17 protein-coding genes are annotated in these 18,887 nt (G+C 40.0%); 8 read left to right on the top strand and 9 right to left on the bottom strand.

Annotated elements, in window-relative coordinates:
- Window positions 1–265: 265 nt before the first annotated feature.
- The 5 genes from A33Q_RS16740 to A33Q_RS16720 all read right to left on the bottom strand — a co-directional run bounded on the left by A33Q_RS16740 (window position 266) and on the right by A33Q_RS16720 (window position 5,648).
- The gene (locus tag A33Q_RS16740; protein ID WP_009033668.1) at window positions 266–988 is read right to left on the bottom strand and encodes a tetratricopeptide repeat protein; all 723 of its coding nucleotides are present in this window, start codon (window positions 986–988) and stop codon (window positions 266–268) included.
- Window positions 989–1,007: 19 nt separating this feature from the next.
- Entirely contained in the window at window positions 1,008–2,423 is a 1,416-nt protein-coding gene (locus tag A33Q_RS16735; RefSeq protein ID WP_009033669.1) for a CCA tRNA nucleotidyltransferase, read from the bottom strand.
- Window positions 2,420–2,893 (bottom strand): hypothetical protein, encoded by a 474-nt coding sequence (locus A33Q_RS16730; protein ID WP_009033670.1) that lies wholly within the window; start codon window positions 2,891–2,893, stop codon window positions 2,420–2,422. The genes A33Q_RS16735 and A33Q_RS16730 overlap by 4 nt, the downstream gene beginning before the upstream one ends.
- 262 nt (window positions 2,894–3,155) lie before the next feature.
- Window positions 3,156–4,040, bottom strand: coding sequence for a pirin family protein (locus A33Q_RS16725; protein ID WP_009033671.1), 885 nt, complete (start codon window positions 4,038–4,040; stop codon window positions 3,156–3,158).
- Between the two features lie 75 nt (window positions 4,041–4,115).
- Complete coding sequence (locus A33Q_RS16720) at window positions 4,116–5,648, bottom strand: Ppx/GppA phosphatase family protein (protein WP_009033672.1); 1,533 nt, start codon at window positions 5,646–5,648, stop codon at window positions 4,116–4,118.
- 218 nt (window positions 5,649–5,866) lie between these two features.
- Between A33Q_RS16720 and A33Q_RS16715 the strand changes: the two genes are divergently transcribed.
- From A33Q_RS16715 to A33Q_RS16705, 3 genes are all read left to right on the top strand, one after another.
- Complete coding sequence (locus tag A33Q_RS16715; RefSeq protein WP_009033673.1) at window positions 5,867–6,382, top strand: YfiT family bacillithiol transferase; 516 nt, start codon at window positions 5,867–5,869, stop codon at window positions 6,380–6,382.
- 55 nt (window positions 6,383–6,437) lie between these two features.
- Window positions 6,438–7,286 carry a hydroxymethylglutaryl-CoA lyase gene (locus A33Q_RS16710; protein WP_009033674.1) on the top strand — a complete coding sequence of 283 codons (849 nt, stop codon included), beginning with the start codon at window positions 6,438–6,440 and terminating at the stop codon, window positions 7,284–7,286.
- A gap of 168 nt (window positions 7,287–7,454) precedes the next feature.
- The gene (locus A33Q_RS16705) at window positions 7,455–9,104 is read left to right on the top strand and encodes a Na/Pi cotransporter family protein (RefSeq protein WP_009033675.1); all 1,650 of its coding nucleotides are present in this window, start codon (window positions 7,455–7,457) and stop codon (window positions 9,102–9,104) included.
- An 88-nt stretch (window positions 9,105–9,192) separates the two neighbouring features.
- On the opposite strand, the gene A33Q_RS16700 is transcribed toward A33Q_RS16705, so the two are convergent.
- Complete coding sequence (locus A33Q_RS16700) at window positions 9,193–10,020, bottom strand: universal stress protein (protein WP_009033676.1); 828 nt, start codon at window positions 10,018–10,020, stop codon at window positions 9,193–9,195.
- Window positions 10,021–10,165: 145 nt separating this feature from the next.
- On the opposite strand from A33Q_RS16700, the gene A33Q_RS16695 reads away from it, so the two are divergent.
- Both A33Q_RS16695 and A33Q_RS16690 read left to right on the top strand, forming a co-directional pair.
- Complete coding sequence (locus tag A33Q_RS16695) at window positions 10,166–10,927, top strand: SDR family NAD(P)-dependent oxidoreductase (RefSeq protein WP_009033677.1); 762 nt, start codon at window positions 10,166–10,168, stop codon at window positions 10,925–10,927.
- Between the two features lie 113 nt (window positions 10,928–11,040).
- Window positions 11,041–11,697 (top strand): Crp/Fnr family transcriptional regulator, encoded by a 657-nt coding sequence (locus tag A33Q_RS16690; protein ID WP_009033678.1) that lies wholly within the window; start codon window positions 11,041–11,043, stop codon window positions 11,695–11,697.
- A gap of 81 nt (window positions 11,698–11,778) precedes the next feature.
- Here the strand turns inward: A33Q_RS16690 and A33Q_RS16685 are convergent, their stop codons facing one another.
- Window positions 11,779–13,338 carry an AbgT family transporter gene (locus A33Q_RS16685; RefSeq protein ID WP_009033679.1) on the bottom strand — a complete coding sequence of 520 codons (1,560 nt, stop codon included), beginning with the start codon at window positions 13,336–13,338 and terminating at the stop codon, window positions 11,779–11,781.
- An 81-nt stretch (window positions 13,339–13,419) separates the two neighbouring features.
- On the opposite strand from A33Q_RS16685, the gene A33Q_RS16680 reads away from it, so the two are divergent.
- Window positions 13,420–13,758: an exonuclease/endonuclease/phosphatase family protein gene (locus tag A33Q_RS16680; protein WP_009033680.1), complete on the top strand. Its 339-nt coding sequence runs from the start codon at window positions 13,420–13,422 to the stop codon at window positions 13,756–13,758.
- 142 nt (window positions 13,759–13,900) lie between these two features.
- Window positions 13,901–14,812, top strand: a complete 912-nt coding sequence (locus A33Q_RS16675; RefSeq protein WP_009033681.1) for an SMP-30/gluconolactonase/LRE family protein — start codon at window positions 13,901–13,903, stop codon at window positions 14,810–14,812.
- A 79-nt stretch (window positions 14,813–14,891) separates the two neighbouring features.
- Here A33Q_RS16675 and A33Q_RS16670 read toward each other — a convergent pair whose 3' ends face one another.
- Window positions 14,892–15,605 (bottom strand): DsbA family oxidoreductase, encoded by a 714-nt coding sequence (locus A33Q_RS16670; RefSeq protein ID WP_009033682.1) that lies wholly within the window; start codon window positions 15,603–15,605, stop codon window positions 14,892–14,894.
- Between the two features lie 260 nt (window positions 15,606–15,865).
- A complete protein-coding gene (locus A33Q_RS16665; RefSeq protein ID WP_009033684.1) occupies window positions 15,866–16,936 on the bottom strand; it encodes a Fic family protein in 1,071 nt (356 codons plus the stop codon).
- Between the two features lie 100 nt (window positions 16,937–17,036).
- On the opposite strand from A33Q_RS16665, the gene A33Q_RS16660 reads away from it, so the two are divergent.
- Complete coding sequence (locus A33Q_RS16660) at window positions 17,037–18,296, top strand: aminotransferase class V-fold PLP-dependent enzyme (RefSeq protein WP_009033685.1); 1,260 nt, start codon at window positions 17,037–17,039, stop codon at window positions 18,294–18,296.
- Window positions 18,297–18,887: the final 591 nt, after the last annotated feature.

Here is an 18,887-nt window from a genome sequence, read left to right as displayed (position 1 = left end):
GCCTTTAGGGTTGTCCATTGATAAGTCAGGGAAGACCACTCCGTGATCAGAAGCACCTTGCATGGTATTTTCTGTTCCTCAAAAATGAACGAGAAAGTTTGAAAATTGGTCAAACCTTTTAACGTTTAACAATTAACCTTTAACAAATCCAGTAAAAACCCTAGGCTATAATATCAATCGCCCTTACAGGGCTTGGCAATCCAGTTCACAAAAAAATCCTTTGACTCTCAGGAGCCAAAGGATTTTGAATGCGGAAAATACGATGTTACATCTTGTTGACCTCAGCCTTGGTTTCTTTAGCCAATTCAAAATCAGCTTGGATTTCCAATGCCTGATTGATGGCTTCCATAGCTTCTTCTTTGTTTTGCAATCCCATATAAATCATGGCTTTCAAATTCAGTCCTGCTGCTTTTAAGCTGACTTCCTGTGTTTCATTGTTCGCCATAGGAAAACCTACCTTTTCTTCACTGGACTTGTTGTTTTTGATCAACATATTCACAGAGTTCAGGGCTTCTTCGGATTTGTCCAAGGAGTATTGCATGTAAGCAGTTTTGTACAAGCTAAAAAGGTTACCTGTCAAAAGATAATGTCTTTCAAAGTTTGGAAGTGCTCTGTCCATGGCTCCCAATTGCTCCAAAGAATAGGCTGCAATTTCCAAAGCCGTCACACTCTTATCATTCATTTCCAATAGGTCCATAGCTGAAACAGCCGCAGAAGTGTACTGACCAGCATCAAAATACAGCGATGCCAAAAGTTCAGGGTACCTGGTATTGGAAGGGTTTCTTTCCATCAGTTCATACAATTTCACTCTGGCTACAGTCAGGTCATTGTACCTCATGGCTGCCTGATAAATCCTCTGATCTACCTCATTTCTTTTTCTGATAGTTTCAGTATCCAATTGTGGAGCCGGTGCATTTGCTTCCTGCGCAAATGACATATTTGCCATGCCTATCATCAGGCAAAGCAGAAGGGTAAGCTTACTTTTCATAAATCGTTTCTATTGTCTTTTACTTTTTTTTCAGTCCTTTTCGGGCGGCTAATTTATACAATAAGTCCAAAGCTTCCGATTTATTGTTCTGAATTTGTCCTTCCAATATGGCTTCCTTGATTTCTTCTTTCAGTTCACCCACAATTTTGGATGGATTTAATTCAAAAATCGACATGATTTCCTCTCCGGATACAGGCGGTTGGAAGTTCCTTACCTGATCTTTTTCTTCTACCTCCACTATCTTTTGTTCGACCTTGTCAAAGTTAGACAGGAACCGCTTTACCTTATTGTTATTTTTCGAAGTGATATCAGCCCTACAGAGTGTCATCAGGTCATTGACATCATCCCCTGCATCAAAGAGCAATCTTCTGATCGCTGAATCTGTTACTTTATCAGAAACCAGGGCAATTGGACGTAGATGAAGTCTCACAAGCTTCTGCACATATTTCATCCTTTCATCCATTGGCAGTTTCAACCTTCTGAAAATCCCAGGCACCATCCTCGCTCCTTTGTCCTCATGCCCATGAAAGGTCCAGCCTACTTTTTCATTGAAACGCTTGGTGGCAGGTTTGGCGATGTCATGCATGATCGCCGCCCAACGCAACCAAAGGTTGTCCGTATGTTGACAGATATTATCCAAAACCTGAAGGGTATGGTAAAAATTATCCTTGTGAGACTTATCCCCAACGGAATCTACCCCTTGAAGTTCAACCATTTCAGGAAAAAACTGGTGTAAGAGATTACTTACAAAAAGGAGTTTAAAACCATAAGAAGGTTTATCTGTCAGGATAATCTTATTCAATTCGTCGATTATACGCTCTGCTGAAACGATCTGCAACCTGGGTGCCTCATGCATAATTCCATCAAAGGTATCCGGCTCAATATCAAATTGTAATTGAGCGGCAAACCTGATGGCCCGCATCATGCGTAATGGGTCATCAGAAAATGTAATTAAGGGGTTGGTAGGAGTTCTGATCAACTTTCTTTTAAGATCCTTTACCCCATCAAAGGGGTCGATCAGTTCCCCATAAGTATTTTTATTCACTGAGATGGCCATGGCATTGATCGTGAAATCCCTGCGCTCCTGATCTTCTTTCAAAGTACCATCCTCCACTATGGGTTTTCTGGATTCCCTTTGATAAGACTCCTTTCTAGCCCCTACAAACTCAATCTCCCAGTCTTCAAGCCTAATATTTGCTGTCCCGAAGTTTTTAAAAACATTCAAAGGCACATGATGATCAAAGCTTTTCGCTACGGCTTCGGCCAATAAAATCCCACTACCGACGCAGACAAAATCTATATCCTTGGAAGGTCTTTTCAGGATTAAATCACGCACATATCCACCCACAACATAGGTTTCCAGCCCCATATCATCAGCTATCCTGCCCACTCTCTCAAAAATCTCTATTTTGTCTAATGCTTCTTTGAAATTCATCCTTTGAATATTTTGATGTCCCCATCAGGGCTCAAAAACATTTCTTTGGTTCCTGCACTGAGCAGAGGAAAATAATCCGCTGTTTCGAAATCCACCTCCCCCTCAGATACATATTGCAGAATCAAAACCTGAGTGTAGCTAAAGAGTAGCTTGTTCCAAAAATCCTTTTTGATCAAAGAGAATTTGATCTGCCCATCCTTGACGGGACCATTCTTCAGGAATCTTCCTTTGATTGTGTGGTAGATGGTCGGTTTGGTAGCATACTCAATAATATCCAGAGAAACATCAGCAAACTGCTCGGATATACTGCGCAACTGAAATACATCAAAGATCAGGAATATCCCGTTTTGATCGTCATTTGCTTCACTCCAATTATCCAGGGCAATAAACTCAAGGATTTTTCCTGAGCCTTCCCGTATCCGGACTCTTCCTTTGCTTTTAACAATTTCTACAAGATCTCTGATTTCCACGCTATGTTAATTTTTGGCCAAAAATACAGCGGATAATCGAGAGCAGGGTAATTTTTAAGAAAAATTAGCGGAAGAAGGAAGGGGAACTCTGACTTGCTAAACATTTAAGATAGTTCGTACAGGGGAAAATCAATTAAAAATTTCAACATTTCGATAAATGTTTGGTATTCTCTCAAGGAAAGTTTTTCTTGAATAAAGTTTCAACAGCCGACAATGGAAAAGTTATCATTTTTTTGGAGTGAATTGAAATCTTCTTTTAAACTTATTTTCTGGGAAATGTAGGATAAGGTACAAACTCATCCTCCTCACCTTTGATCTTATCAAACTCCTGGGCCACCCACTTTTGTTTGGCTTCCGCAATCAATGCTTTATCTGATGCAACAAAATTCCAATCTATAAATCGCTCCTCAGGAAAAGGTTCTCCCCCAAAAATGTACACAGTACTATTTTCCTGGATTGTAAATTCACATAGATGACTTTCTTTAGTGACCAACATCTGCTTAGGACCGTAAGTATTGTCATCACTTTCAACCCCTCCTTCCAGAATATATAATCCTGATTCCCCATAAAGATGATCTCCAAGCTTCAGTTCTTGTCGGGTTTTACTTTTGATTTCCAACATATACAGTTTGCTGTAAACAGGTACTGCGGATTTTTTGCCAAAAGCTTCTCCTGCCACCAATTTAAAATTGACTCCATTTTCCTCCCAAGAAGGCAATTCTTCTGCAGTGATATGAAAAAAGCTAGGATCCATTTCCTCCAAATCCTTGGGTAAGGCTACCCATATCTGCAATCCATGCATCAGTAGCGCTGAGTCCCTCAGGTATTCGGGTGTACGCTCGCTATGCACGATCCCCTTACCAGCTGTCATCCAATTGACAGCACCTGGGGTGATTTCCACTTCATTACCTAAAGTGTCCCTGTGCATGATATTTCCTTCAAAAAGAAAAGTAAGGGTAGAAAGGCCGATATGCGGATGAGGTAGAATATCGAAATTACTTCGTTCATTTAACTTGACAGGCCCCATATGATCTATGTAGATAAAAGGACCTACCATCCTTTTTTGCCGGAATGGAAGCAGTCTGCCTACAAGAAATTTTCCTATGTCTGCAGCCCTTTCCTCTATGATTAAATTGATATTTGACATGTAGCAATGATATTATAGCTTAAGAAATGTAATCATATTCCACTCAAGTATGTAATTTCTAAAAATTCAGAAATTTCAACCTTTTACAACTTCAACTTCCTTCTTTAAATACTTCGCTAAGGTATCCGAAAAACGCTGGGCTTCCCAAATCTCCAAATCCATATTACCTTCACCAAAAATACGGATAATCAGTTTATCATTTTCAGGAATGCAATAGACATTTTCTACCCATTGGTTTTTGGTTTTGTCCAGTGCCACTGCAATCCGTAAAATACCTGAAAGACCTTTTACAATCCTTCTGTTTTTTTTGTCCAGTATTTTAAAAGCTTTGTGCTTCTTTTTTGGCCCGGACTTTCTGTGATATCTGGCAAGGTTGGCCAAGATCAGAATTTCTGAATTGTTAAAACCCCTAAGCCCTCCCTGCATGATCAGATATTTGGAATGTTTATGATAGTCCTGAAAATTCACATAAGTACCTACATCATAAATCAAACAGGATTGGTACAATAAATCCCTGGCTTGCTCATCAAGTCTGTGTAAATCTTTGAGCTGGTCGAAAAGCTGCAAGGCCAGGCGGGCTACCTGCTTATTTTCCTCCAAATCGGTATCATAGCGCATGGCCAAAAGGAGGCTACTTCTTTCCCTTACATTCTTCCCTTCAACAAGATTGATCAGCTTTTGTCCATTTTTTTCTATATAGTCAATAATCAAACCTTCTCTCAGTGAGGCATCTGACAAAGTAAGTTCCTTGACTTCTGCTAATTGAAGTAGCTCTGTAATTAGAAGTCCTCCCAGGTGTATTGCATCTACTCTATTTTCACTGATTCCCTTGACTTCACTTCTTTTTTCGGGTGTCAATTCAAGAAGCTGTCCAGTAATTTTTTCCAAGTCTTTGAGTTTTACTCTTTCCGCATTGACAGAGTTGATGATATTTTTGCCATTCATCTGAAGGGCTGCCTCCCCAAGAGCCCGGATACTTCCAGAAGTCCCTATCACTTTTGAAAATCCAGCGGCTTTTGCCTCAGCCATTATATTAGCTGCTGTCTCACGAATATGCCCCTGTAGACTGTCCCTTTCTTCTGCCGAAAGTGGCCCTTGATGCCCTACCCTGTCCAATAGGCGCAGAACACCCAATTTCATGGAGCTTTTGAATAGCACTTTTTCCTTATTGCCCACTACAGCCTCGGTACTTCCTCCACCGATATCAATCACCATGGCTTTGTCTTTTCCCAAGTCTATGGCTTTTCGGACAGCTAAAAAAATAAGTCTGGACTCTTCTTTTCCGGAAATCATCTGAGGAGACAATCCTACTTCCTCGATCAACCTGTCTAAAAACTCCCGGCCATTTTTGGCTTCACGTGTTGCGGAGGTGGCCGCAGTAATGATGTCCTCTACTCCATACTCATCAGCCAGCTGCACATATCTTTTAATAGTTTCAATACCATTATTAAAAGCCTTCTGGCTCAGCATTTTATTGGCAAAAACACCTACTCCTAATTTGACCATTTCCTTTTCCTGTACCAGTACCTCAAAGGTATGTTTGGAAGTGACCTTCACGATAATCATGTGGATGGAATTGGTACCAATATCGATAGCCGCTAGATTCATGTTAGATTATTTTGGGTTAAAAAAGAATAGCAACTCTTAATTTAAACTTAATTTTTCTTTTAAGCGAACAGATGGAAAAGAAAAACGGATGTATAATTTCAGGCCTTGATCTGGGTTGTAAAGAATGTAAAAAAAGACCAAGTCAAATTTTCATCCCTTTTTTTTTCAATTTTAGGTAAATTGAAAATCAAAAAAAACAAACCTGTAAACCTCCCATCATGACAACAGATCTTAAGTACCCCATAGGCAAATTCCAAGCTCCTACATCATTTTCCATTGTTGAAATTCAACAGTGGATACAAGACATCAAGGCTTTTCCAGCTCAAGTCAAAGCTGAAGTTTTCAGACTTGGGGCAGCAGGTCTTGAAAAGCCTTACAGGGAAGGTGGATGGACAGGTAGGCAAGTGATTCATCATTGCGCTGATAGTCATTACAACAGTTTTATGAGATTTAAACTTGCACTGACTGAAGAGATTCCCAGCATCAAACCCTATCATGAAGACCTCTGGGCAAAACAAGTGGATTACGACATTCCAATTGATGCATCAATGGCTATCTTAGAGGGATTGCATATCCGCTGGACTACTCTTTTGGAAAGCTTGAGCTTGGAGGATATGCAAAGAACTTTTTATCATCCGGAAATGAAAAGGGAAATTCGTTTAGATCATAATATTGCACTTTACTCCTGGCATTGCAGGCATCATTTAGGTCAACTCAATTTGATCATCCCTTGATACTGGATTTAATTTTCATTTTGCAAAAACCAAATACCCCTTTTACCTTCACCAAATGATCAAACTGATAGAATGTCCTCGTGATGCCATGCAAGGCAGGCCGGATTTTATAGATACAGCAATCAAGGCTGCATACATTGACCAATTGATGCGAGTGGGATTTGACACCATAGATTTTGGAAGCTTTGTAAGCCCCAAAGCCATTCCTCAAATGCGGGATACCGCGGAGGTTCTCTCACTTTTGGATATGTTTAAATCCAAGTCCAAACTTTTGGCTATTGTAGCCAATACCAGAGGTGCCGAAGATGCATTGCATTTTGAGGAAATTGATTTTCTGGGTTTTCCGCTTTCAGTGTCAGAGACATTTCAACAAAGGAATACCAATAAGTCCATTGAGGAAGCTTTACGAGCTGTAGAAGAAATTCAAAACAAATGCGAAGTAGCCGGAAAAACGCTGGTGACTTACCTCAGTATGGGTTTTGGAAACCCCTATGGAGATCCCTATTCACCTGAATTGATTGCAGATTTTGTAGGAAAACTAGATCAACTCGATATCAAGATCATATCATTTGCCGATACTATAGGCAGTGCAAAACCTGATTTGATTAAATCCCTTTTTGAAATTAACGCCAATGCGTATCCTGAAATAGAGTTTGGGGTACATCTTCATACCCATCCAGACGACCTGGAACCCAAAATCAACGCAGCGGTGGAAGCTGGATGTATGCGCTTTGATGGTGCACTTAAAGGATTTGGGGGTTGCCCAATGGCCAAAGATGATCTGGTAGGGAATGTGGCCACTGAAAATCTCATCAAAATATTGGAAAAAAAAGGCTACGACCTGGGTTTGGATAAAAATAATCTAAATGAAGCCATGAAGTTAGCAAATGTAGTTTTTTCGTGATTTACAGCACCTTGACTTCATTGGTTTTAATTACACTTTGTATAAGTGGGTTTTATCTTTGGTACTATCCCAAGAAGTTGAAGAAAAGTAAGCTAAAGCCCCAGCCCAAAGCAGAGGCTCTTTGACATTCCTTTTTATATTTGTTTTGTAAGAAGCAAACCCCAGGCTATGGAAGAAGATTTATTTGATTTCTGGAAATTTTTGGCAGGAATAGGCATATTCCTCTGGGGCATGCATCAACTGGAGAATGCCATTAAGGAATTAGGTGGAAAGTCCTTTAGAAATCTATTACAAAAATCTACGAATACCGCTTTTAAAGGAATCCTAATAGGAGCCTTGATTACTGCTATTCTCCAAAGTAGTTCATTGGTCACTTTGATGGTTTTGGCCTTTTTAGGTGCAGGGGTAATCAATTTGAAAAATTCGATCGGCGTAATTTTAGGAGCGAACCTTGGGACAACCATTACGGCCTGGATTGTGGCCACATTGGGTTTCAAACTGAGTGTGGCAGATTTTGCAATGCCATTTTTAGGCTTAGGCAGCTTGCTTTACCTTTTTAGCTCTTCGAGACCGGTTCTGAAAAACATTGGTGCATTTGCGGTTGGGTTCGGTTTGCTTTTTTTAGGTTTAGACTTCATGAAAACAGCGATAGAAGCTGTTGCTGAGCAGATTGATCTCAGTGTTTTCCATGCATACGGGCTATGGGTTTATCTGTTGATCGGAATTGTAGTAACTGCCTTGATCCAATCCAGTTCGGCCATGGTGGTGATTATTTTATCCTCTATCAATGCAGGGGTAATTGGTCTTCTTGAAGGAGCTGTACTGATCATCGGTGCTAATATAGGCACTACTATCACAGTTGCACTTGGATCTCTAAACGGCTCAGCAGATAAGAAAAGACTTGCGCTGGCACACACGCTTTTCAATGTGATTACAGGAATCTTGATATTTATTTTTATCAAGCCCTTGATTTCCTATACCATGCATATTTTTAATATTGCTGACCCTCTAATGGAATTAGTTCTTTTAAACACCCTCATCAACCTGATGGGAATTATTCTATTTTTTCCATTTATAAATAAGCTTGAAAATTGGCTTCAACACAGATTTATGTCCTCAGAACCCATCGGTATTTCCAAATTCATAAAAAACGTAAGTCCAAAAGTTCCGGAAATAGCCATCACGGCATTGGAAAAAGATATGCAATTTGCCTTTGACAGAACCATTTCTTTTATTTCCAGTGTCTGGAAAGAGTCTGAGGAACAAAAAAAGCAAATTTCCATTTGGAGAAGAATCCTCCAGCAGCCTCAAAACTTGATGGAGCAATATGCCCAAATCAAAATATTGGAAGACGAGCTTACCAATTACCATATAGATTTGCAGGAAGAAAACTTGAGCCTGGAAGATGCCGAAAGGTTAACCTCTTTAATGCTTACGCTCAGAACGTTGGTTTATGCATCAAAAGACCTGAAAGATGTCCTGCATAACATCAAAGAAATGGAGGAAAAAGAAGATGCCTTGACCCAAAAATATTACCATCAATTAAAACAGTACAGCTTTGAATTTTTAAGGGAAATCAAAACCTTTTTAGAAACTGAAAAAATTGACGGGCTTCATCCCGATTGGATCGAAAAAAATGCTGCTCAATATAATATTTGGATCAGCAACATCTACCAAGACTATAAAACCTATACACAGAACTTCCCTATTTCAACCATGACAAATGTCCTGAAGCAGGTAGTTTCTAGTTTAGATAACTTGGGAAGTGCTTCTGTACACTTCAAAATGGAAACCAGGAAGGTAATAGATAAAGAATAAAGCTACCAAAAAAAATCCAGGTAGCTTTATCAATTATATGGGTGATCAATCAACTTATGCAATTTCATCCCGAACAGTGTGAGAAATCTCAGCTCACTTTCACACTCAAAACAGGCAGTTCTGACTTGAATAGTACAGTATCTGTCACACCGACCATATATGAGTTTTTGCCTTTCCTATTGGAAGAGGCTATTCCTATAAATCCCATTTTGTGACTTTCAGCAAATTCCACAATTCCATTTTCTGTCTCCTTGTGGTTATAGATATGCTTGTGAATTACCAAGTCTTCAAAGCCCTTGGCGTATTTATCCATTTTGGATTGAGCATCCGCTGAATTGGCAAACTCAGAGGGTGTATTTACATAGAGAAAATGAACTGATGTTTTAAAGTCTTTGAGAACAGCTTTCATTTTGGTAAAAGCCGGTCTTGAATCCTCATCAAACATGGAGGCAAATGCCACTTTTCTCAGGGCGTTTCCATCCATCGCATTTTTGACGGCCAATACAGGACAATCAGACTCTCTCAGAACTTTTTGAAGGTTAGAGCCCAAAAACTTTTCATTGGTATGTTCTTTACCATACGCGCCAATAACTATTAAGTCTGCATTGTGCATGGTCGATACATCCAAGATGACCTGAAATGGAAAACCTACTTCAACGTAAGTCTCTACAGGCACACCACCTAGCTTATGGTCCAAGACAAAAGCTTTCAATTTATCTTTAGCCTCAGCCTCAGCATCAAGTATATTTGGATGTTCTGCTTTTTTGGCCTGGCTTAGTTTTTTCCAATCCAGATGGGAAGGAACAGCATTCACACAGGTAATACTGCTGTTGGTCTTATCCGCGATTTTCAGTGCTGTCAGGAAGGCGTTCTCCGAATATTTCGAAAAATCAACCGGAACGATTATTCTTTTCATGGTCTTGTCGTTTGGTTTTACTTTATGCAAAGTTCCGTAATTCCCAGAACTTAAAACATGACTAAAATCAGTTAAACACTTGATTATTATCCCCATAACTCTAAATGGATTGAAGTAGTTTTGAATTCAATCAAATCAAACTACAATGGAATTGAAAGGAAAATATGCAATCATTACAGGAGGAGCCGGAGGAATTGGAGAGGCTACTGCTTCCAGATTTCTAAAAGAGGGAGCATCTGGAGTACTCCTGGTAGACTTGAGCAAAGAGAATCTAGATAAGGCCTCCAAAACCCTGGATGATGAACGCATTTTTACTTTTGCTGCAGATGTGAGCAAAGCAGAACAGGTGCAGGCTTATACAGATTTTGCCCTGGAAAAATTCGGGAGACTAGATGTAGTATTTCTTAATGCAGGATTTGAAGGAGTAGTAAAACCGCTGACAGAATATCCTGAAGATATTTTTGACAAAGTGCTGGCCGTAAATGTCAAAGGTATTTGGCTGGGCATGAAATACGCTTTCCCACATTTACAGGAAAAAGGCGGGGCGGTGATCATCACCTCTTCGGTAGCCGGACTGAGAGGGACAGCCCAAATGATGGCTTACACGACCAGTAAGCATGCCATTATAGGCAGCATGAAGGTGGCAGCCTTGGAAGGGGCCCCTTTCAATATCCGGGTCAATTCTATCCATCCTTCCCCAGTGGACAATAGGATGATGCGCTCTTTGGAGGAAGGCTTTGCTCCTGGAGCGGGAGAAGAAGTGAAAAAAGGTTTTGAGAAAATGATACCGTTGGGACGCTATGCCCACAATGATGATATAGCTGACCTGGCCTTGTTCCTTGCCTCAGATAGAAGCAAGTTTATCACAGGCTCGGTACATGTTATTGATGGTGGTTTTTGTATATAATTAATAGGTTTGGTGTGTAAAAAAGGGCCGGGTGTGTATCCGGTCCTTTTTCTATGTGACTTATATTACTAAATTGCTCATGAGCTACTTTTAATTTTAAACCAAAATTGCAAATGCAGGTAGAAGATTTAAGACACAAACTTCCGAATATCACCGATCCGGGCCTACTCAAGGCCCTTTCAGAATATGGAAATATCCATGAATTCAAGGCTGGAAAAGTAATCACAGAACCAGGTCAGTTCATCAAAATGGTTCCTATAGTATTGGAGGGTTCCATCAAAATATTAAGAATGGATGACGATGGGAAAGAATTGTTCCTTTACTTTTTGGAACCGGGAGAAACATGCGCCCTTTCCCTGACTTGCTGTTCAGCTTCAAAACCCAGTGAGATCAAAGCTGTTGCAGAGGAAAATACAGTTATTTTGGGTGTTCCTATTCAGAAGCATGAAGAATGGACTGATCAGTTCAAACAGTGGAAGGACTTTGTATCTATGACTTATCAGTCCAGGTTCCAGGAAATGCTGGTTGCCTTAGATGCTGTAGCTTTTAAGCGTATGGATGAAAGACTGATGCGTTATATTGTGACCAAAATGAAACAACACAAGACAAATGAACTCCATACAACTCACCAGGAAATAGCCAATGAATTGGGCACTTCAAGAGAAGTGATTTCCAGACTGCTCAAGCAATTGGAAAAGAAGAAATGGATCGAATTAGGCAGAAATGTGATTTATATCAGAGATGATTTCGAGGAATTGATCAGTAATTGATACAGTTTAATTTCAAGGCTTAAACAATATTCCTATCAGCTTATAATTGATTCCGATTTTAAAATGTTTATGACCAATAACTTATTGGGGAAAATTCATATAATATTCATAGGTAGACTGCAGTCCCAATGGAATACCCAAAGTCCAATATAGTAGTAGAAACAGTGTCCATATTACCAATAGCACCAAACTGTAAGGCAGCATAATAGATACCAAAGTCCCAATACCTGTGGATTTGACATAGCGCTGACAAAACACAACAATCAATGGAAAGTAAGGCAAAAGCGGAGTAATGATATTGGATACCGAATCCCCTACCCTATAGGCCGCCTGTGTCAAATCAGGAGAAATCTCCAATTGCATCAACATTGGTACAAAAATAGGACTGATCAATGCCCATTTGGCCGAAGCAGAACCCACTAAAAGGTTTACAAAGGCGGTCAAAACCACAATTCCCACAATGGTAATCTGTGCTGGAAGCTCCATGGCCTTAAGTATATCTGCCCCTTTCAAAGCTGTCAAAGCCCCAATGTTGGACTTACCAAAGGCATCAATAAATAAAGCACAGAAAAAAGCCATCACAATATAATAAGCCATACTTCCCATGGCCTTGCTCATGGATTGAACCATATCCTGAGCACTTTTGTAAGTACCACTGAGAAAACCATAAACTACACCTGGAATCCAGAACAATACAAATATCAAAGGAACTATAGACTTCATTAACGGAGCACCGATAGAAGTTATTTCTCCATCAGAATCCCGGAGGGCAGAGTCATTCGGGATAGCCCAAAGCACCAGCAATATCATGCAGAAAAACATGGTAACGAAAGCAAGCCAAAAAGCTTTTTTCTCCCTGGTATTCAGGGTTTCCATTTTTGGAATATCTTCAAGGTTTTCATCGACAGTCACATTTTTATTTAGTCTTGGCTCAATAACTCTATCGGTTAAGAACCATACCACGCCGACTACCACAATGCTGGAAAGACCTGTGAAAAAGATGTTGTTCAGAGGATTCAATGTAATATCCGAATCTAAAATCTGTGCTGCTGACTGCGTAAAGCTCTGGATCAATGGATCAATGCTCGACGGAATAAAATTGGCACTAAAACCACCAGAAACTCCTGCAAAAGCTGCCGCTATTCCTGCCAGAGGATGTCTTCCGGCGGCATAAAATATCACCCCTCCCAAGGGTATCACCAAGACATATCCCGCATCAGCTGCAGTATGGCTTACAATCGCCACCAATGTCAAAATAGGTGTTAAAAGCATTTTAGGGGTAATTCCTAAAAGAAACTTTAATCCTGCATTGATAAAGCCGGAATGCTCGGCTACACCGACACCCAACATAGCCAAGAGTACAACACCCAAAGGAGGGAAATTGATAAACACTCCTGTCATATTGGCCAGGAAATTGGCAAACTGAGTTCCTGTAAGCAAGTTCTGAACCCTCAATTCAGCGCCTGACCTTGGGTCAATAGCTCCAAAATCTATTGGTGAAAGAATGGCCGACATAATCCAAGTCAGCAACATCAACATTAAAAATAACATAGCAGGATCTGGAAGCTTATTACCTGCTTTTTCAATAAAATCTAAAAACCTATCCAAAAAGGATTTTTTAGTAGAAGTAGTTTCGCTCATTATGGGTTATATTCGATTGCCTCAAAAATAATCAGGCTTTCCAATAATCAAACTATCCTTCCATGCTAAACTTTTTATATCATGTCCATAGACCTTCACAATCCGCCTCAAGAAATCCTTCAAGAGTTAAAAATTCTCAAAGACGCACTTGATCATGAAATCCCACCCAAAAAACTTGACAGAAATGTCCTGATCTGCACTTGGAACATCAGAGTATTTGGAAACCTCACGATGGAATGGGAAGCTGGAGCACATCAGTCTCCAAAAAGAGATGGGCATTCCCTGCTCTGCATTGTTGAGATCCTGAGAAGATTTGACATCATTGCAGTACAGGAAATCCGTGGCAATATCAAAGCCTTGCGAGAAACCATGAAGCTTCTGGGGCCTGACTGGAGTTTTTTGATGACAATATTTGCCTAAAATATTCCAAAGGGGGTATATTTGATTTCCGGGATTTGGTACTGCTCAATAGACCTTTGACCATCAGCCAACTCTCTTTCAGAATTTCTGATCACTTTCCATTGTGGGCAGAATTCTACACGATTTAACCAATTTGACCAACATGTTGAAAAAAAGTTTATGTCTATTTGCGCTTGCCTGTATTCTATATGCTCCGGCAAGTATGGCTCAAAAGAGCACTTACAGTAAAATTGCCTCAAAGAATGCAGAACCTGTAAAACTCAGTGATGAATATAGTTTCACTGAAGGCCCTGCTGTTCATAGGAATGGTGATGTTTATTTTACAGATCAACCAAACAACCGCATCATCAGATGGTCGGCCACAAGAAATGAGCTGAGCGTCTTTATGGAGGAGGCGGGGCGTGCCAATGGGATGTATTTCGATAGAGAAAGTAACCTCATTGTCTGTGCCGATATGAAAAATCAATTATGGTCCATCAATGATAAAGGTGAAGCCAAAGTGTTGATAGAAAATTATAAAGGCAATCTACTGAATGGACCCAATGACCTGTGGATCTCACCTTATGGTGGAATTTACATTACTGACCCTCTTTATAAAAGAGATTATTGGGAGAGAGATCCTGAAATGCAACAGGACGGAGAACATCTTTACTTTTTGGGTCCTGACAAAATGCAGTTTATCCGAGTAGATGAAAACCTGGTAAAGCCAAACGGAGTGGTAGGTACGCCTGATGGAAAGAAACTTTATGTAGCAGATATAGGCGATAACAAAACCTATGTGTACGACATTACAGAAGATGGCTTTCTGATCAATAGGCAACTATTTGTAGAAATGGGTTCTGATGGAATGGCTATTGACCATAAAGGCAATGTCTATCTCACTGGAAAAGGTGTCACTGTGTTCAATTCAAGAGGAAACCAGATTGCTCATATTCCTATCGAAGAAAACTGGACTGCCAATGTAGTCTTTGGCGGTACTGATAGGAAAACTCTTTTCATTACTGCCATGGGTTCTGTTTACACGCTTCAAACAAAAGTTAGGGGAGTTTGGTAAAAATCTCCAATAAAAAACCAATGAGGGATCTAAGCTTAGACCCCTCATTGGTTTATTTTTTTTGGATTGATTTCCAGTCTCAATCGCAATTCCCATCTATATCACATGCAGTCCCTGGGTCCGATTGATCAGAAAACTGCAATACTGGATTTTTTTTGACAAAATCTTCCCAAGCTTTTTCAATTGTCTGCACGAAAGCCTCTTTGGGCTGAGCTCCGGAAATGCCATATTTTCTGTCCAATACAAAAAAAGGAACGCCTCTTACACCCAACTGTCGGGATTCATAAATATCCTCGTCCACTTTTTCTTCAAATTCACTTGTGCTGAGACAGGCCAAAGCCCTTTCTTTTTGTATACCAACTTCCTGGGCAAAAGCCAATAATGAATCCTGATCATCAATATTTGCGCCTTCAGTGAAATATGCTTTCAAAAGCCTTTCCTTCAGCTCAGAGCCTTTGCCCAAAACTTTTGCAAGCTGAAGCAATCTGTGCGCATTTCGCGCATTGGCCACTACAGTTTGTTCCATTTTGTAATGAAGCCCCTCTTCCTTTGCCATATCAGTTACCTGTTGGGTGATCTCTTTGGTTTGTTCCAAAGACCAGCCTTTTGTTTCAGAGAGATATTCCAAAGTGCTCTTATCAGGATCTGTTTTCATATCCGGATTGAGCAAAAAACTCTTCCATTCTATTTCAACCTTATCTGCAAACTCAAAATCCTTTAACGCTGATTCCAGTCTTCTTTTGCCTATGTAGCAAAAAGGGCACATGATATCAGACCAAATTTCTATTTTCATAACCTTATTGTTTACTTTAGATATAGAATGAAAAAACAAACCTCTTGGTTCAAAAAATGAAAAAGAAAGAATGCCCTTCCTGTGCCATGGAAGTCGATAAAAAAGAAGATTTCTGTCCTATATGTAACTTCGAATTTCCAAAGAGAAACCCAATTTATCAATGGGCCGCCATTTTATTAGCGATATTTTTTCTCCTGATGTTTATATTATAAAAAAAGGCAGCTTTCACAGGCCTAAGCTGTAAAAACTGCCTGTCAGAATCAGGTCAATTCCAGATGATTGCTCAAAGATTCCTTGACCACATCTGCCACAAGATGGTAAAAAACCTCAGGATTATTATCTACCTGAACCGCCTCTAAGGCTTTATAATATTTCAACCTGGAATCCAGGTCTCCTTTCAGATTGGCAAGGGTATATCCATGCTTAAGCAGGATTAGGTTCATTACAAGTCTACTGCTCCTGCCATTGCCATCAATGAAAGGATGTATACTCACCAGCCTTTCATGCATTTCTGCTGCCAAGATCACAGGGTGAAGAATTTTCTTTTGGGCATCATAATGCTGAAAATATTCTTCCATCAATTTATCAAGCAGATAAGGCTGAGGTGGCCTGTGCTCACTTCCGGAAATCATCACAGGTACAGTCCTGTATTTGCCTGCATTCACTTTATCTATTCCTTTGAGAATCAAATAATGCAGCTCAGACAAAGCCCTAGGGCTAAAGTCCAACTCATCCTGAACAAGAGCTTCCAGGTAATCGATGGCTTCTGCATGATTGACAGCCTCTAAATGCTCCCTCATGGATTTGCCGGAAATGGTAATTCCTTCATTGACTACCAAATGTGTTTCTTGGAGCGTCAGGGTATTTCCTTCTATCCTATTGCTTTCAAAAGTGTAAGCTATGTGAAAGTATTCTTTCATCTTTTGAAGCTGAGTAGCATTGAGAGGCTTTTTGGATTGCCATGCTTCTTTCAAACTATCAATCTCATGAAGCTTTAGCTTGATTTCTTCACTTAAGCCCTGCATCACCAAAGCTTGCTTGCTCTTGAGGTATTCAACTCTAGACTCTGCCAAACAAAGGACTTCCTTGGCATCATCCTCATTTTCGAGAATTCTGTAGACTTTCTCTACCAACCAAATCTTACGTAGATCCTCGAAGGAAATATGGAGAGCCTCTGCTAGTGCTTTTAGATTGTCTTCTGTAGGCAATCTTAGCCCTTTCTCAAATTTGGAAACCAAAGCAGCATCTATCCCGGAAGCCTGAGCCAGGCTTCTAACGACCATTTGCTTGGAATTCCTTGCTTCTTGAAGGATGATTGCTAATGTTTTCATTACTGTAGACTTATCTATTGTTGACAAATTTAATCAACAAAATTGGATTTTTTTCCATTTTCATTTTTTTTTACCAAATTGAAGAAAAATACCCCGGAAAATGGACAAGCGCACTTTCTTAAAAAATCTCGCCCTTACAGGAATAGCATCGACAGCTTCTTTCAAAGCACTCTCTAAAACCATTGATAGCTACAGCCACCTTTCAGCCGACCAATTGGCTTTGGATGAAGGTTTTTGGATGAAAATAAGGGAGGGATACAGGCTCAAACCGGATTACATCAATCTGGAAAACGGCTACTACTGCTTTGTCCCGCAACAAACTCTGGAAAACTACATCAAACACATCAAAGAAATTAACTATCAAGGATCATGGTATTTTAGAACTGTGCAATGGGACAATAAAGACCAAGTTGTCGCCAAGTTGGCCAAGCAATTTGGAGGTAAGCCCGAAGAAGTTGCCATCACCCGAAATGCCACAGAGTCTTTGGATATCATTATTTCGGGATTCCCATGGCAAAAAGGAGATGAGGCCATCTATGCAGCCCAGGATTATGGCAGCATCAAAAACATGTTTGAGTTAGTCGCTAGGCGTCATGGCGTAGTCAATAGGGTTGTAGACATACCCAATCACCCCAAGTCAGATGAGGAAATTGTCCAAATCTATGAAAAGGCCATAGGTTCAAATACAAAACTGATAATGGTCTCTCACATGATCAATATTACGGGGCAAATTCTCCCTGTCAAAAAAATCGTGGATATGGCCCATTCTTACGGTGTCGAAGTGATGTTGGATGGAGCACATTGCATAGCACATTTTGATTTCAAGATAGAAGAAACCGGCTGCGATTATTACGCATGTAGTCTTCACAAATGGTTGAGCGTTCCTCTTGGAGCAGGCCTATTGTATGTGAAGAAAGATAAGATTTCAAAAATATGGCCATTACTTGCCCCCTATGAGCTTGATCAGCTTACCGTAAAAAATATCAGCCACATTGGAACAGAGCCTGTTGCCACTACATTGGCTATCAATGATGCACTGGATTATTATGATATGATCGGAGCAAAGAGAAAAGAAGAGAGACTTCGTTACCTCCAGTTATATTGGACTGATCAGGTTAGAGATGTTCCTGGAATCACGGTCAATACGCCCAAGGAACCAGGGAGGTCCTGCGGCATTGCCAATGTTGGTATTGACAAACTCAAACCAGCAGAGCTGGCAAATATCTTGATGGACAAATACAGCATTTATACCGTTGCAATTGATGGATTTGGGGTACATGGTTGCAGAATAACACCAAACATCTATACCACGCCAAGGGAATTGGATAAGTTTGTAAAATCTTTAAAGGAATTGGCCTAGAATCAGTTCTTGGAAAAGAAATCGATTTTGATTTTCGGTCATCACCTACCCCGGTTTCTTTATGCCTTCTTATGGTATTTGAAAAGTTAAGCTTTTCGAAATATTGAAAAATTCAAATGAGGAATTTACGCCCACTTTGTCGGGTTAGAAAATGACAAGAAAAAATCTGCCAGGTTTCTTTTTGAAATGATAAATATAAAATCTGTTTTGGCTCATAAACCTGGCAGGTTTGACCTAACTTGCTAATTTGACAAAGTAGGGTAACTGTAATCATTTGTTGTTTTTGAGGAAATTCAATACTTTTTCTCAATTTTCTGTAAAATTCTTACCGTTTAGCGAAATTCTTTGATTTAAATGAAATGTTTGTTTGCATTTTAAATCAATCCTTGCAAGCTTTGTGTACGTTTAACAACGTAACCGATGAAAAACCATTTCAACATAGCGCCCTTTCCATTCAAAGCAGCTTCTGCTTCAGCTATGTTATTTTTGGCTCCACTCAGGAGGTTTAGGAACAGCTTTAGGGCATAGTCCCTGTATAATTTTAAGGTTCCCTATGTGGGAGGCCTGCAATAGCACATTCACAAAGATCAT

It is taken from the genome of Indibacter alkaliphilus LW1 (assembly GCF_000295935.2).
GTDB classification, from domain to species: Bacteria; Bacteroidota; Bacteroidia; order Cytophagales; family Cyclobacteriaceae; genus Indibacter; species Indibacter alkaliphilus.
The sequence above is the reverse complement of the archived record's forward strand: the minus strand, read 5'-3'. Positions and strand labels throughout refer to the sequence as shown.